The sequence below is a fragment of the Pseudomonas sp. L5B5 genome (genome assembly GCF_020520285.1).
Classification (GTDB): Bacteria; Pseudomonadota; Gammaproteobacteria; order Pseudomonadales; family Pseudomonadaceae; genus Aquipseudomonas.
In genome coordinates this window covers 5,405,926-5,420,175 of the sequence record NZ_CP084742.1, presented here as the reverse complement: position 1 = coordinate 5,420,175, position 14,250 = coordinate 5,405,926, and the positions used below count along the sequence as shown (strand labels likewise).

Annotated in this window: 13 protein-coding genes; all 13 read right to left on the bottom strand. The window is 62.9% G+C overall.

All coding sequences use genetic code 11. The annotated features are described in order from the left end of the window. Window positions 1-5: 5 nt before the first annotated feature. The 13 genes from LGQ10_RS24895 to mraZ are packed head-to-tail and all read right to left on the bottom strand — an operon-like array spanning window position 6 to window position 14,245. Window positions 6-872 carry a cell division protein FtsQ/DivIB gene (locus tag LGQ10_RS24895; protein ID WP_226523504.1) on the bottom strand — a complete coding sequence of 289 codons (867 nt, stop codon included), beginning with the start codon at window positions 870-872 and terminating at the stop codon, window positions 6-8. A 4-nt stretch (window positions 873-876) separates the two neighbouring features. Beyond that, entirely contained in the window at window positions 877-1,833 is a 957-nt protein-coding gene (locus LGQ10_RS24890; RefSeq protein ID WP_058437376.1) for a D-alanine--D-alanine ligase, read from the bottom strand. Next, window positions 1,830-3,284 (bottom strand): UDP-N-acetylmuramate--L-alanine ligase, encoded by a 1,455-nt coding sequence (murC, locus tag LGQ10_RS24885; RefSeq protein ID WP_226523503.1) that lies wholly within the window; start codon window positions 3,282-3,284, stop codon window positions 1,830-1,832. The genes LGQ10_RS24890 and murC overlap by 4 nt, the downstream gene beginning before the upstream one ends. Continuing rightward, the gene (murG, locus tag LGQ10_RS24880; RefSeq protein ID WP_226523502.1) at window positions 3,277-4,347 is read right to left on the bottom strand and encodes an undecaprenyldiphospho-muramoylpentapeptide beta-N-acetylglucosaminyltransferase; all 1,071 of its coding nucleotides are present in this window, start codon (window positions 4,345-4,347) and stop codon (window positions 3,277-3,279) included. Before murG ends, murC begins: the two co-directional genes overlap by 8 nt. Continuing rightward, window positions 4,337-5,554 carry a putative lipid II flippase FtsW gene (ftsW, locus tag LGQ10_RS24875; RefSeq protein ID WP_058437378.1) on the bottom strand — a complete coding sequence of 406 codons (1,218 nt, stop codon included), beginning with the start codon at window positions 5,552-5,554 and terminating at the stop codon, window positions 4,337-4,339. Before ftsW ends, murG begins: the two co-directional genes overlap by 11 nt. Then, a complete protein-coding gene (gene murD, locus LGQ10_RS24870) occupies window positions 5,551-6,897 on the bottom strand; it encodes a UDP-N-acetylmuramoyl-L-alanine--D-glutamate ligase (RefSeq protein WP_058437379.1) in 1,347 nt (448 codons plus the stop codon). The genes ftsW and murD overlap by 4 nt, the downstream gene beginning before the upstream one ends. Window positions 6,898-6,902: 5 nt before the next feature. Continuing rightward, on the bottom strand, window positions 6,903-7,985 hold the full coding sequence (gene mraY / locus LGQ10_RS24865) for a phospho-N-acetylmuramoyl-pentapeptide-transferase (protein WP_058437380.1): 1,083 nt from the start codon (window positions 7,983-7,985) through the stop codon (window positions 6,903-6,905). Next, window positions 7,985-9,367, bottom strand: coding sequence for a UDP-N-acetylmuramoyl-tripeptide--D-alanyl-D-alanine ligase (locus LGQ10_RS24860; protein ID WP_226523501.1), 1,383 nt, complete (start codon window positions 9,365-9,367; stop codon window positions 7,985-7,987). The genes mraY and LGQ10_RS24860 overlap by 1 nt, the downstream gene beginning before the upstream one ends. Continuing rightward, entirely contained in the window at window positions 9,360-10,823 is a 1,464-nt protein-coding gene (locus tag LGQ10_RS24855; protein WP_226523500.1) for a UDP-N-acetylmuramoyl-L-alanyl-D-glutamate--2,6-diaminopimelate ligase, read from the bottom strand. Before LGQ10_RS24855 ends, LGQ10_RS24860 begins: the two co-directional genes overlap by 8 nt. Further along, window positions 10,823-12,559, bottom strand: coding sequence for a peptidoglycan D,D-transpeptidase FtsI family protein (locus LGQ10_RS24850; protein ID WP_226523499.1), 1,737 nt, complete (start codon window positions 12,557-12,559; stop codon window positions 10,823-10,825). The genes LGQ10_RS24855 and LGQ10_RS24850 overlap by 1 nt, the downstream gene beginning before the upstream one ends. Continuing rightward, complete coding sequence (gene ftsL / locus LGQ10_RS24845) at window positions 12,556-12,849, bottom strand: cell division protein FtsL (protein WP_058437383.1); 294 nt, start codon at window positions 12,847-12,849, stop codon at window positions 12,556-12,558. Before ftsL ends, LGQ10_RS24850 begins: the two co-directional genes overlap by 4 nt. Next, window positions 12,846-13,793: a 16S rRNA (cytosine(1402)-N(4))-methyltransferase RsmH gene (gene rsmH, locus LGQ10_RS24840; RefSeq protein ID WP_413247568.1), complete on the bottom strand. Its 948-nt coding sequence runs from the start codon at window positions 13,791-13,793 to the stop codon at window positions 12,846-12,848. The genes ftsL and rsmH overlap by 4 nt, the downstream gene beginning before the upstream one ends. Next, window positions 13,790-14,245 carry a division/cell wall cluster transcriptional repressor MraZ gene (mraZ, locus tag LGQ10_RS24835; RefSeq protein ID WP_058437385.1) on the bottom strand — a complete coding sequence of 152 codons (456 nt, stop codon included), beginning with the start codon at window positions 14,243-14,245 and terminating at the stop codon, window positions 13,790-13,792. Before mraZ ends, rsmH begins: the two co-directional genes overlap by 4 nt. Window positions 14,246-14,250: the final 5 nt, after the last annotated feature.

Genomic DNA, 14,250 nt, shown 5'->3' with positions numbered 1-14,250 from the left:
TCTTCTTAATTCTTCGCGACGGCGGGCTGCGCCGTCGTGGGTGCCGCTGGATCGCGCCAGCCGACGGCCAGGCCGTTGGCATAACGCAGATCGATGCGTGCGATGTTCGTGATCTGTTCTTTCAGCGTTTTTTCATAAATGGCAATGAAGCGGCGCATCTTTTCCACCAGATGATCGCGACCCAGCAGCAACTCGATCCCCGGCCCGGCACTGCCGGCTCCGGTGGTCAGGAACCAGCTGCCACGCTCGCGCAGTTCCAGACGGGCAATCGAGAAACCCAGCGGTCGCAGCATCTGGCTCAACACCTGATACTGCTGCATCACTTGCTGCTGGGCCCGCTGCGGCCCGAACAACTGCGGCAAGTGCTCATAGTTCGCCAGCTCACGCGGGGTGAAGGCCTGGCCCTGGTTGTTCAACAATGCTTCGTCACCCCAGCGGGCCACGGGCAGTTGTTCTTCCAGGCGAATCACCACCTGGTCCGGCCATACCCGACGTACCTCGGCATGGGCGATCCAGGGCATCTGTTCCAGTTCGGTGCGCATGCTCGCCAGGTCGATGGTGAAGAAGCTCGCCGCGACGTAAGGCGCGATCCGCTGCTGCACCGCCTGCTGGCTGATGTAGCTCAAGTCCCCCTGTACCGCGATCTTGGTGATCGGCCGGTCGGCATAAGGCAGCAGGCGCTGGGCGCCTTCGTAGGTGCCAAAGCCCAGGGCCACCAGCATCACGGGCCAGAACAGGCTTTTCAGAAAGCCGAAATTGGCTTTCGGCAGGCGCACCGACATTGGCTCCTTGGCCACCATTCGGCTGGCACCCCGCGGCACCGGCTTGCGGCCGGGTGCGGGTGGCTGATGACGAACCGATGCGCCTTGCATGGACTTAACCTCGCGCCTCAAGACTGGCCGCCAGGATGGCCAATACCAACTGCTGGAAATCCAGACCGGCCGCACGGGCGGCCATCGGCACCAGACTGTGGTCGGTCATGCCCGGAGCGGTATTCACTTCCAGGAACCAGAACTGCCCCTGGGCATCCTGCATCACATCGGCACGCGCCCAACCGGCGATACCGAGCGCCTCACAGGCCTTGGCCGTGAGCTCCATGAGTTCCTGCTCTTTGTCGCTCTCGAGGCCGCACGGGATCCGGTACTGGGTATCGGAAGCCAGGTACTTGGCGTCGTAGTCGTAAAACGTGTGGGGGGTGCCCAGGGCGATGGGTGGCAGCACCTGGTCACGCAGGGTCGCGATGGTGAACTCCGGACCCTGGATCCATTGTTCGACCAACACTTGCGAGTCGTAGGTACTGGCCGCCTTCCATGCCTCGATCAACTCGGAGCTGGTGGTCACCTTGGCCATACCGATACTGGAACCTTCATGGGCCGGTTTGACGATCAAAGGCAGGCCCAGTTCCGCCACCGCGGAAATACAGTCGGCCTCGCAGCCCAATACCGCATGGCGTGGGGTCGGAATCCCCAGGCTGTGCCAGACCTGCTTGGTGCGCAATTTGTCCATGGCCAGGGCCGAAGCGAGGATGCCGCTGCCGGTGTAGGGGATCCCCAGGCACTCCAGCAAGCCTTGCATGCTGCCGTCTTCACCACCACGACCGTGGAGAATGATGAAGGCACGATCGATCTTCTCGCTCAGCAGGCGCTGCAGCAGGTCGTCGCCGACATCGATGCCAAAGGCGTTCACTCCGCCGCTCTGCAGGGCTTCTAGCACGGCCTTGCCGGACTTCAGCGACACTTCGCGCTCGGCGCTCTTGCCGCCGTAGAGCACGGCAACCCGACCGAAATCGCTCGGTTTCACGGTGGAGAACAGCTTGGCGTAGGCAGCGATCATTTCGCCCCCTTGCCAGCGGCCACAGCGCCGGCGAACAGCGGGCTGTTGAGCAGTTTTGGCGCAAGGCCGCCGATATCACCGGCACCCTGGCACAGCAGGATGTCACCAGCGCGCAGCAACGGCTTGACCAGTGGCGCCAGATCGACGCCACGTTCGATGTAGATCGGATCCAGCTGGCCACGCTGGCGGATGCTGTGGCACAGCTGGCGGCTGTCGGCGCCCGGGATGGGCTCTTCACCGGCCGGGTAGACTTCCATCAACAGCAAGACGTTGGCATCGGCCAGCACCTGCACGAAGTCGTCGTATAGGTCGCGGGTACGGCTGAAGCGATGCGGCTGGTAGACCATCACCAGACGGCGCTCCGGCCAGCCACCACGCACGGCCTTGATCACCGCGGCGACTTCGGTCGGGTGGTGACCATAGTCATCCACCAGCATCACGTTGCCGCCTTCCACCGGCAGCTCGCCGTAGACCTGGAAGCGCCGGCCCACGCCCTGGAAGCCCGACAGGCCCTGGACGATGGCTTCATCGCTGATGCCTTCGTCGGTGGCGATGGCAATGGTTGCCAGGGAGTTGAGCACGTTATGGTTGCCCGGCATGTTCACCGATACATCCAGCGGCTCGCAGTCGCGGCGCAGCACGGTGAAAAAGGTCTGCATGCCTTGCTGGCGAACATTGATGGCGCGCACGTCGGCTTCTTCACTGAAGCCATAGGTCACGGTCGGGCGCTTGACCAGCGGCAGGATCTCGCGCACCACCGGATCGTCCAGGCACATCACCGCCAGACCATAGAACGGCAGGTTGTGCAGGAAGTCGACGAAGGTTTTCTTCAGCTTGTTGAAGTCGCCGTCGTAGGTCGCCATATGATCGGCGTCGATGTTGGTGACCACGGCGACCAGCGGTTGCAGGTGCAGGAAGCTGGCATCGCTTTCGTCGGCTTCGGCGATCAGGTAGCGGCTGGTGCCCAGCTGTGCATTGGTGCCCGCGGCATTGAGCCGACCACCGATGACGAACGTCGGGTCCAGGCCGCCAGCGGCGAACACCGAGGCCAGCAGGCTGGTGGTGGTGGTCTTGCCGTGGGTACCGGCCACGGCAACACCGTGACGATAGCGCATCAGCTCGGCGAGCATCTCCGCACGCGGCACTACCGGAATACGCCGCTCCAGAGCGGTGGCGACTTCCGGGTTGGAGGTGTTCACGGCGCTGGAAACCACCAGCACATCGGCATTGGCAGCGTTCTCGGCGCGGTGGCCGATGAAAATCTGCGCGCCAAAGGACTCCAGGCGCTCGGTGACCGGCGATGCCTTGAGGTCGGAGCCAGACACCTGGTAGCCCAGGTTCAGCAGCACCTCGGCGATCCCGCACATGCCCACCCCGCCGATACCGACGAAGTGAATACGGCGGATACGGCGCATTTCCGGCTGCGGCATGGCTTTCTGGTTCTCAACCATGGGCCACCTCCAGGCAGATATTCACCACGTCCTGGGTTGCTTCGGGCTTGGCCAGCTGGCGTGCGGCGCGAGCCATGTTGTCGAGTCGTTCTGGTTGCATCAAAACCTCTGTCAGGCGTGCGGCAAGGTCCGCTGCGCCAGTCGTTCTTTGCGGCATCAGGAAGGCAGCACCTTCACGAGCCAAATATTCGGCATTGCGAGTCTGGTGGTCATCGATCGCATGGGGCAAAGGCACCAGCATCGAAGGCAGACCGGCGGCAGCCAGTTCGCTGACGGTCAACGCACCTGCGCGACAGACCACCAGGTCGGCCCAGCCATAGGCCTGGGCCATGTCTTTGATAAAGGGCTGCACCTGCGCCTCGACGCCAGCCGCGCGATAGCGCTCTGCAGTCACCCCGTCGTGGTTTTTGCCAGCCTGGTGGAACACCTCCGGACGCAGCTCGGGGGCGACCTGTGCCAAGGCTTCCGGCAGCAGCTTGTTCAATGGCTCTGCGCCCAGGCTTCCGCCCAGGATCAGCAAACGCGCCTTGCGTCCGGCCAGGGCCTCGCGCGGTGTGTCGAGGAACAGTTCGGTGCGTACCGGATTGCCCGTGGTGCGGCGACTGCCGGAGGCCCCGAAGGTGTCCGGGAAAGCTTCGCAGACTCGGGCAGCCAGCGGCACCAGCAGCCGATTGGCGGTACCGGCAACCGCGTTCTGTTCGTGAACGACCACCGGCACCGAAGACAGTCTGGCGGCGACCCCGCCAGGCCCGGTCACATAACCACCAAAACCCAGTACGCAGACCGGTTTGAGCTGGCGAATGATCCGCCGCGCCTGCAGCACCGCCTTGAGCAGCACGAAAGGCGCCTTGAGCAACGACAGCTTGCTCTTGCCGCGCAAGCCGGTGACGTTGATCAAGTGCAACGGCAGGCCCGCCGCAGGCACCAGGTCGTTCTCGATTCCCCGAGGCGTACCCAGCCAGTGCACGGTGTAGCCCCGCGCCTGGAACTCACGGGCACAGGCCAGCGCCGGGAACACATGGCCACCGGTGCCACCTGCCATGATCAGCACGTTAGCGCCCATGGGTCGGCTCCTCGGCAAAGTCACTTTCGTTGAACTCCATCTCCTCGCTGCCCAGGTGGGTCCTGCTCTCCCATTCGATACGCAGCAACAACCCCAGGCAGGCGCAGCAGATCACCAGCGAGCTGCCGCCATAACTCAGGAACGGCAGGGTCAGCCCCTTGGTTGGCAGCAGGCCGACGTTTACCCCGATGTTGATCAGGAACTGGCCGATCCAGAGGAACGACAGACCATAGGCGACGTAGGCGGCAAAGAACTGCCGGGCCTTCTCGGCCCACAAGCCGATGTACATCCCGCGAATGCAGACAAAACCGAACAAGGCCACGGTGCACAGCGAACCCACGGCGCCCAGCTCCTCGGCCAGGACCGAGAACACGAAGTCGGTGTGAGCCTCAGGCAGGTAGAACTGCTTTTGCACACTGTTGCCCAGGCCCACGCCCAGCCACTCGCCGCGACCGAAGGCAATCAGGGCCTGGGACAGCTGGTAGCCCGCGCCGAACTGGTCGGCCCAAGGGTCGGCAAAGTTGGTCAGGCGCGCCATCCGATAGGGCTGCATCTGGATCAACAGCACCACCGCCGCCACCGCCAGCAGCACCATCAGCGAAAAACGGAACAAGCCGACGCCGCCGAGGAACAACATCGCCGCCGCAGCCCCCATCATCACCACCGTGGCGCCGAAGTCCGGCTCCATCAGCAGCAGGCCCGCCATCGGCAACAGCACGATGAACGGCTTGAAGAACCCCATCCAGCTTTCACGTACTTCTTTCTGGCGACGTACCAGGTAACCCGCGAGGTAGATCACCACGAACACCTTGGCGATCTCGGAAGGCTGGACGTTGAAGAAGCTGAAGCCGATCCAGCGCATCGACCCGTTCACCTCGCGGCCGATCCCCGGAATGATCACCATCACCAGCAAGCCAAAGGCGCCGATCAGCATCAGCCAACCCAGGCGCTGCCAGGTGGCGAGGGGGATCATCATGGTGACGATGCAGGCCCCCAGCCCCAGCAGGATGTAGATCAGGTGCCGGATCATGTAGTACAGGGCGCTGCCGGACTGGGCCGCCGCCACTTCGGTGGATGCCGAGGCGATCATGATCAGCCCGAGCCCGAGCAGCGTCAGGCAGCCGGCGAGCATCGGGAAGTCGAGGTCGACGCCTCGTCCAGTGATAATCGGCGAAGGGTAAGGCTTGATGATGTTTCTCAGGTTCATGCCAGTGCCTCCACGATGCGGACGAACTGCTGGCCACGATCCTCGTAGTTCTTGAACATGTCGAAGCTGGCGCAAGCAGGCGACAGCAGCACGACATCCCCAGCCTGGGAAACCGAACGGCACTGCTCCACCGCCTCGCCCAGCGAGCTGGCACGAATCAGCGGTACGCCCTCGCCAATGGCTTCGCCGATCTGCTGCGAATCACGACCCATCAGGATCACGGCTCGGCAATGGCTTGCCACGGGTCCTTGCAGATCACGGAAGTCGGCACCCTTGCCGTCGCCACCGGCAATCAGCACGATCTTGCCGGCAATATCCGCTCCCAGGCCTTCGATGGCTGCCAGGGCAGCGCCAACGTTGGTGGCCTTGGAGTCGTTGTAATAACCCACGCCATCCAGGTCTCGCACCCACTGGCAGCGATGTTCGAGGCCGGCAAAGGTACGCAGGGCCGCGAGCATGGCATCGAACGGCAGGCCTACCGCATGCCCCAGGGCCAAGGCCGCCAGGGCATTGGACTGATTGTGCGCTCCACGGACCTTCAGCTCGCGTACCGGCATCAGGTTCTGGAATTCGAAAGCCAGGTATTTCTCGCCATTTTCCTCGCGCAGGCCGAAGGCCTTGAAGTCCGGTGCACCCAGGCCGAAGCTCCAGCACGGCAGGCCTTCACCGACCAGTGGCCGGGTCAGGGCATCCTGACGGTTGAACACCACCTGCCGGGCGCCACGGAAGATCCGGTGCTTGGCCAGGTGATATGCCGGCAGGCCGCTGTAGCGATCCATGTGGTCTTCGCTGACGTTCAGCACAGTGGCCACTTCGGCCCCAAGCTGGTCGGTGGTTTCGAGCTGGAAGCTGGACAACTCCAGGACATACAACTCGACATCATCGCCGAGCAGGTCCAGTGCGGGGGTTCCGAGGTTGCCGCCCACGGCGACACGCTTGCCTGCCGCAACAGCCATTTCGCCCACCAGGGTAGTCACGGTGCTCTTGGCATTGGAACCGCTGATGGCAACGATCGGCGCCTTCGCGTTACGCGCGAACAGCTCGATGTCTCCGGACAACTTCACACCCCGCGCGGCCGCCGCCTGCAGGGCAGGAGTCGCCAGGGCCAGGCCGGGGCTCACGTAGAGCTCATCGGCACGGCACAGGAAGTCCACGTCCAGCTCGCCACAACGCACTTCCACCTGCGGATAGTCACGGCGCAGCGTGGCCAGTTCCGGTGGATTGTCCCGCGTGTCGGCCACTGCAAAGGCAACGCCCCGGTTCGCCAGGAAGCGAACCAGGGACATGCCGCTCTTGCCGAGGCCGACAACGATGCGGAAGTGGTCAGAAGCGATCAGGGACACTCGTTCTACCTCAGCTTCAGGGTGGCAAGGCCGATCAGCACGAGAATCACGGTGATGATCCAGAAGCGGACGATCACGCGTGGCTCGGGCCAGCCCTTGAGTTCAAAGTGGTGGTGGATGGGCGCCATGCGAAACACCCGGCGACCGGTCAGCTTGAAGGAGGCGACCTGGATCACCACCGAAAGGGTTTCCATCACGAACACACCGCCCATGATGAACAGCACGATTTCCTGACGCACGATCACTGCGATGGTGCCCAGGGCCGCACCCAGCGCCAGTGCGCCGACATCGCCCATGAACACCTGGGCCGGATAGGTGTTGAACCACAGGAAGCCCAGGCCGGCACCGATCAGGGCACCGCAGAAGACAATCAGCTCGCCCGCCCCCGGTACATAGGGAATCAGCAGGTATTCGGCGAATTTCACGTTACCCGACAGGTAGCAGAAAATCCCCAGCGCGCCGCCGACCATTACCGTCGGCATGATCGCCAGGCCATCGAGGCCGTCGGTCAGGTTGACCGCGTTGCTCGAGCCGACGATGACGAAATAGGTCAGGACCACGAAACCTGCGCCCAAGGGAATGCTCACATCCTTGAGCATCGGGATCAGCAGGGTGGTATCCACCGGGCTTTGCGCAGTCATATAAAGGAAGATCGCCGCGCCCAGGCCGAACACCGACTGCCAGAAATACTTCCAGCGACTGGGCAGGCCCCGCGAGTTCTTCTCGATCACCTTGCGGTAGTCGTCGACCCAGCCAATGGCGCCGAAGGCCAGGGTCACCAGCAATACCACCCAGACGTAGTGGTTGCGCAGGTCGGCCCAGAGCAGGGTACTGATACCGATGGCCGAAAGGATCAACGCGCCACCCATGGTAGGCGTGCCGGACTTGGACAGGTGCGATTGCGGGCCATCGTTACGTACGGACTGGCCAATCTGCCGGTTCTGCAGAGTACGGATCATCCACGGACCCAGGCACAGTGCCAAAGACAATGCGGTCAGTACCCCGAGAATCCCGCGCAGGGTCAGGTACTGGAAGACCGCGAAGCCTTTGTAGAACTGTTGCAGGTACTCCGCTAGCAGCAGCAGCATTAATGTCTCACTCCGTCTTTTTCTTGAAGATGGGAACCACACAGGGCCGCAACGATGTTTTCCATCGCTGCGCTGCGCGATCCCTTGATCAAAATGGTGGTGTTTGGATCTTGCTCGACGTCCAGGGCGGCAATCAGCTCGGCCTGGCTGGCGAAGTGCCGCGCGTGCTCGCCAAAGGCGGCAACGGCATGCGTCATCATCGGGCCTACGGCGTAGAGGGCCGAAACCTTGCCAGCGGCATATGCACCTACATCGCGGTGCCCCTGCTCCGCCCACTCGCCCAATTCGCCGATGTCTCCGAGCACCAGGACGGTGCGACCGGAAAAGCCGGCGAGTATATCAACGGCTGCACACATTGAGGTGGGGTTTGCGTTGTAAGTGTCATCGATCACCCGCATGCCATTCCTGGCCAACTGGGCGACCGTACGGCCCTTGACCGGTTGCACGGCGTTCAAGCCCGTGATGATGCCAAACAGCGATACGCCCATGGCATGGGCAGCCGCGGCCGCAGCCAGGGCATTGGCGACGTTGTGGGCACCCAGCAGGTTCAGCTGAACCCGTTCGGCGCCCTTGGGACTGTGCAGGGTGAACGCCGGGCAACCGCGGGCATCACGGCCGATATCGCTGGCATGGAAATCCGCAGTGCTGTCATGCAGGGCGAAACTCAATACCTGACGTCCCGCCGCACGGGCCTTCCAGATCGAAAATGCCTTGTCGTCCAGGTTCAACACGGCGATCCCGGCAGCATCGAGCCCCTCCAGGATCTCGCCCTTGGCTTCGACAATCTTCTGCGGACCACCGAATTCGCCCACATGAGCGGTCCCGGCATTGTTGATGATCACCACATGGGGGCGCGTCATGGCCACGGTGTAGGCAATCTCGCCAATCCGCGAGGCACCCAGCTCGATCACTGCGGCACTGTGTTCCGGGGCCAGCTCCAGCAAAGTCAGGGGCGCGCCCAGATCGTTGTTCAGGTTGCCACGGGTGGCAAGCACCGGCCCGCGAGTGCGCAGGATACTGGCCAGCATTTCCTTGACCGTGGTCTTGCCACTGGAGCCGGTCACTGCAGCCACCGGTTTGCTGAAGGCTCCACGATTGAGGGCCCCCAACTGCCCCAGCGCCAGCCGGGTATCCTTGACCAGCAATTGCGGCAGCGTGCTATCGGGAATCTCGCGTTCGACCAGTGCGGCCACGGCGCCTTTGCCGGCCACTTCGTTCAGGTAGTCGTGGCCGTCGAACCGCGGGCCGGTGAGGGCCACGAACAACTGGCCTGGCTTGATTGCCCGGCTATCGATGCTCACGCCGCTGAAGCGGACATCGCCCGCGATCAGGCGGGCGTCCAAGGGGGCCGAAACCTCACTGAGCAGCAGGGCCTTAAGCATGGTCCACCTCCCATGCGCCCAAGGCCTTGTCCGCCTCGACGAGATCGGAGAAGGCATGGCGCTGGCCATTGATTTCCTGGTAGTCCTCGTGCCCCTTGCCAGCCAGCACCACCACATCATCCGCCGAGGCGGAAGCAATCAGACGGGCGATCGCAGGTCCGCGGCCTGCGATGAACTCGACCTTGTCCACAGCCAGGAAACCGGCACGGATGTCCTCGAAGATTTGTACGGGGTCTTCACTGCGCGGATTGTCGTCGGTGACGAGCACGCCGTCGGCCAGGCGCTCGACCACTTCGGCCATCAATGGCCGCTTGCCGCGGTCGCGGTCACCGCCACAACCGAACAGGCACAGCAGGCGCCCCTTGGCGTGAGGGCGCAGGGCCAGCAAGACTTTTTCCAGGGCATCCGGAGTGTGGGCATAGTCGACCACCACCAGCGGCTGGCTTCCACCCCCCAGGCGCTGCATGCGCCCGGCCGGGCCTTCCAGCTTGGGCAAGACCGCGAGGATTTCATCCAACGCATACTCCAGGCCCAGCAATGCGCCCACGGCAGCCAGCACGTTGCTCAGGTTGAACCGGCCCAGCAGGCTGCTACGCAGATGGTGCTCGCCTTGCGGGGTGACCAGGATCGCGCGTACGCCATCATCATCGAAGTGTGCTTCGCGGCAATACAGATAGGCGCGGGCATCGTCCAGGCTGTAAGTGATCAACCGTGACTCATGAGACTCAGCCGCCAGCTGCCGGCCGAACTCATCGTCCAGGTTGATTACCCGGCAACGCAGGTCGGTCCAGTTGAACAGCTTGGCCTTGGCCGCACCGTAGGCCTGCATGGTGCCGTGATAGTCCAGATGATCACGGGACAGGTTGGTCAGTACCGCGACATCGAACGCCAGGGCAGCCACGCGCCCCTGGTCCAGGCCATGGGAAGAGACTTCCATGGCCACGGCCCTGGCCCCAGCACTCTTCAGGTCGGCCAGCGTCGCCTGGACGGCAATGGGGTTCGGCGTGGTATGCAGGCCACTTTCCAGCGCCCCGTAAAAACCGGTACCCAGGGTACCCACCAGGCCACAACGCTGGCCAAGCAGGTCCAGGGCCTGGGCCACGAGCTGGGTAACGCTGGTCTTGCCATTGGTGCCAGTCACGCCGACCAGGTTCAACTGACGGCTCGGCTCGCCATAGAAACGTCCGGCGATGTCCGACAGTTGCGCAGCCAGGCCCTTGACTGGAATCAGCGGCACATCGGTCAGCGGCAACACGGTTGCGCCTTCCACTTCATAGGCCACGGCGGCAGCACCGCGCTGCAAGGCATCGGCGATGTGCGCACGACCATCGAACTTGGCGCCCGGCACGGCCAGGAACAAATCACCGGCGCGCACATTGCGGCTGTCCAGGGTCAACTCACGGATCAACAGGTCGCGACCGGCGTGGGGGAATATCTTGTTCAGGCTAAGGGACATCAGCCGCGCCCTCCATTGGCTCGTGGGGGGGCACCGGCGGCATTGGCCTGCTGCGTGGTCGGCAGGTTATCCGGGGTGATATTCATCAGGCGCAGCGTGCCGGACATCACTTTGCTGAATACCGGGGCCGATACCAGGCCGCCGAAGTAGCCGGCCTTGCTCGGCTCGTCGATCACCACGACGATGGCGTAGCGCGGATCGCTCATGGGGCCGAAACCGGCGAACAGAGATCGATAGGAGTTTTCGGCGTAGCCCTTGGTGCCCACCGAGGTCTTGCGCGCGGTACCACTCTTGCCTGCGACGTGATACGCCGGGACCTGGGCGCGGAACACCCCACGCGGGGCCTCGATCACCTGCTGGAGCATGCCCTGCATGGTCTTGGCGACTTTCTCCGGGATCACCTGGGCGGTTTGTGGCGCCTTGTCGGATTTGATCAGCGTCAGGGGGGCGATACGTCCATTGTTGGCCAGCGCGGAGAACGCGTGTACCAGCTGGATCGCGGTCACCGAAATGCCGTAGCCATAAGACAGCGTTGCCGTTTCGGCCTTGCGCCACTCGCGGTAGTTGGGGAGGTTGCCGACACGTTCGCCCGGGAATCCCAGACCGGTGTCCTGGCCCAGGCCGATTTTCTGCGCCAGGCGGAAAATGGTTTCACCCCCGATGTCGAAGGCGATCTTGCTCATGCCCACGTTACTGGAATTGATCAGGATGCCGGTCAGGTCGAGTATCGGGCCCTCGGTCTTGGATACGTCACGAATGGTGTACTTGCCCAGTTGCAGGGTACCCGGGTAGACCTCGACGGTATCACTGGGCTTCCAGCGCCCGGTCTCCAGCGCGGCACTCATGGAGATCGCCTTCATGGTCGAGCCAGGCTCGAACACATCGATCATCGCGCGGTTGCGCATCATCGCCGGCTGCAGGTTGCGACGGTTGTTCGGGTTGTAGGTCGGCTGGTTGACCATGGCCAGGATCTCGCCGGTCTTGACGTCCATGATCACCAGGCTGCCGGCCTTGGCACCATTCTCGACGATGGCGTTGCGCAGTTCACGGTTGGCCAGGTACTGCAGGCGCAGATCGATCGACAACGCCAAGGGCTTGCCGGCCTTGGCGTTCTTGGTGACCTGCACATCCTTGATCAGCCGGCCGCGGCGATCCTTGATCACCTGGCGCTTGCCGGGAACACCGGCCAGCCATTCGTCATAGGCCAGCTCGACACCTTCGCGACCACGGTCGTCGATGTCGGTGAAACCCACCATGTGCGCGGTCACTTCACCGGCCGGATAGAAGCGCCGGAACTCCTCGATGCCATAGACACCCGGGACCTTGAGATCGAGCACAGCCTGGCCCTGTTCCGGGGTCAGGCCGCGAACCAGGTAGATGAACTCCTTGTTGGCCTGGGCTTCGAGGCGTTCGGTCAATGACTTCGGGTCCTGGCCCAGCGCGATGGCCAGGGCCGGCCAGCGGTCCTTGGCCAGTTGCATTTCCTTGGCGTTGGCCCACAGGGTGGTCACCGGGGTACTCACCGCCAGCGGCTCGCCATTGCGATCGGTAATCAGGCCACGGTGAGCGGGAATCGGAATATGGCGCACGCTGCGGGCATCGCCCTGGCCCTTGAGAAAGTCGCGATCGACCACCTGCAAGTCGATGATGCGCCAGGCGATCGCCGCCACCATGACCGCCAGCAGGCCCAGCACCACGCGAAAACGCCAAGGGTAGAGAGCGCCGTCGAGTTTCATGGCGCCACCATTCGGACTTCGGCTGCGCCGGGGATGCGCATTTTCAGTTGCTCAGTTGCCAGCACCTCGATGCGGCTATGGGCAGTCCAGGTACTTTGTTCCAGGATCAGTCGCCCCCATTCAGCCTGGGCCTTGTCCCGCACACTCAACTCGCCGTACAGCGTATTGAGCAGCTGACGATTCCAGTGAGCGCTGTAGGACACCGCGATCGCGGAAACTAGAACGCCTATGAACAGCAGGAGCATGAAAAAGCTTCCGCCTGGGAGTGGCTTGGCGAAAAGCTTGCTCACCGAAGCTTCTCCGCGACACGCATGACAGCACTGCGGGCACGAGGATTGGCTTTGAGTTCGGCCTCGGAGGCGAACTGCGCTTTGCCATGGATCTTGATTTTCGGCTGGAAGGCTTCGAAGCGCACCGGCAGGTTGCGCGGCAGGTTATCAGCCTCGCCCTTGACCAGGCGGCGCATGAAGAGTTTGACGATACGGTCTTCCAGAGAGTGGAAGCTGATCACCACCAGGCGCCCGCCGACTTCCAGAGACTCCAAGGCAGCCTCCAGGCCCGTCTCGAGGTCGCCCAGTTCGTTGTTCACATGGATGCGCAGACCCTGGAACGCACGGGTTGCCGGGTTCTTGCCTTTTTCCCAGGCAGGGTTGGCGACCTTGAGCACTTCGGCCAGGTCGGCGGTACGTTCGAACGGCTGGACTTCCCGACGCTCGACCACAGCCCGAGCCATACGGCCAGAGAAACGCTCCTCACCGTACTCTTTGAATACACGGGCGATTTCTTCCACTGGGGCAGTGGCGATGAACTGGGCAGCGCTGACACCCCGCGTCGGGTCCATGCGCATGTCCAAGGGACCGTCATTGAGAAAACTGAAGCCGCGCTCGGGGTCGTCCAACTGAGGCGAGGACACTCCCAGGTCCAGCAAGACGCCGCTGACCTTGCCAGCCAAACCGCGGCCCTCAACCTCGGAACCCAGCTCGGCAAAACTGCGCTGCACAACGACAAAGCGGCCGTCTTCGGCCGCTAGCGCTTGCCCGGTGGCAATCGCTTGGGGGTCCTTGTCGAATCCGAGGAGTCGACCTCCTGGCCCAAGCTGGCTGAGAATCAGCCGACTGTGCCCACCACGCCCGAAGGTGCCATCCAGATAGCAGCCATCAGGACGTACGGCGAGAGCCTCGACGGCTTCGTCAAGCAGTACGGTGATGTGGTTAAAGCCGCTATCAATAGTCACAGTATCAAATCACGCAGTTCATCAGGCATGGCGCCCGGTTGTTGAATAGCTACCAGGTCAGCTGCAGAAACAGCGTTCCAGGCGTCCTCGTCCCACAGTTGAAACTTGTTCAGCTGGCCCACCAGCATCGCGCGCTTATCCAACTTGGCATATTCACGCAGGCGCGGCGGCACCAGAAAACGACCACTGCCGTCGAGTTCGAGATCGACGGCATTACCAATCAGCAAACGCTGCAAGCGACGGTTCTCTTCGCGCAGCGAAGGCAACGCACGCAGCTTGGTTTCTATCAGCTCCCACTCATCGAGGGGGTAAACGCACAAACAAGGATCAACGGCGTCAATGGTGACGATCAACTGCCCGGAGCTTCGCGAAACGAGCTCGTCGCGATACCGGCTGGGCATGGCTAGCCGGCCTTTGGCATCGAGACTGATAGCGTTGGCTCCGCGAAACACGTCAG

Coding starts and splice junctions, on each gene's coding strand:
- LGQ10_RS24895 (WP_226523504.1), bottom strand. CDS start 872: ATGCAAGGCGCATCGGTTCGTCATCAGCCACCCGCACCCGGCCGCAAG.
- LGQ10_RS24890 (WP_058437376.1), bottom strand. CDS start 1,833: ATGATCGCTGCCTACGCCAAGCTGTTCTCCACCGTGAAACCGAGCGAT.
- murC (WP_226523503.1), bottom strand. CDS start 3,284: ATGGTTGAGAACCAGAAAGCCATGCCGCAGCCGGAAATGCGCCGTATC.
- murG (WP_226523502.1), bottom strand. CDS start 4,347: ATGGGCGCTAACGTGCTGATCATGGCAGGTGGCACCGGTGGCCATGTG.
- ftsW (WP_058437378.1), bottom strand. CDS start 5,554: ATGAACCTGAGAAACATCATCAAGCCTTACCCTTCGCCGATTATCACT.
- mraY (WP_058437380.1), bottom strand. CDS start 7,985: ATGCTGCTGCTGCTAGCGGAGTACCTGCAACAGTTCTACAAAGGCTTC.
- LGQ10_RS24860 (WP_226523501.1), bottom strand. CDS start 9,367: ATGCTTAAGGCCCTGCTGCTCAGTGAGGTTTCGGCCCCCTTGGACGCC.
- LGQ10_RS24855 (WP_226523500.1), bottom strand. CDS start 10,823: ATGTCCCTTAGCCTGAACAAGATATTCCCCCACGCCGGTCGCGACCTG.
- LGQ10_RS24850 (WP_226523499.1), bottom strand. CDS start 12,559: ATGAAACTCGACGGCGCTCTCTACCCTTGGCGTTTTCGCGTGGTGCTG.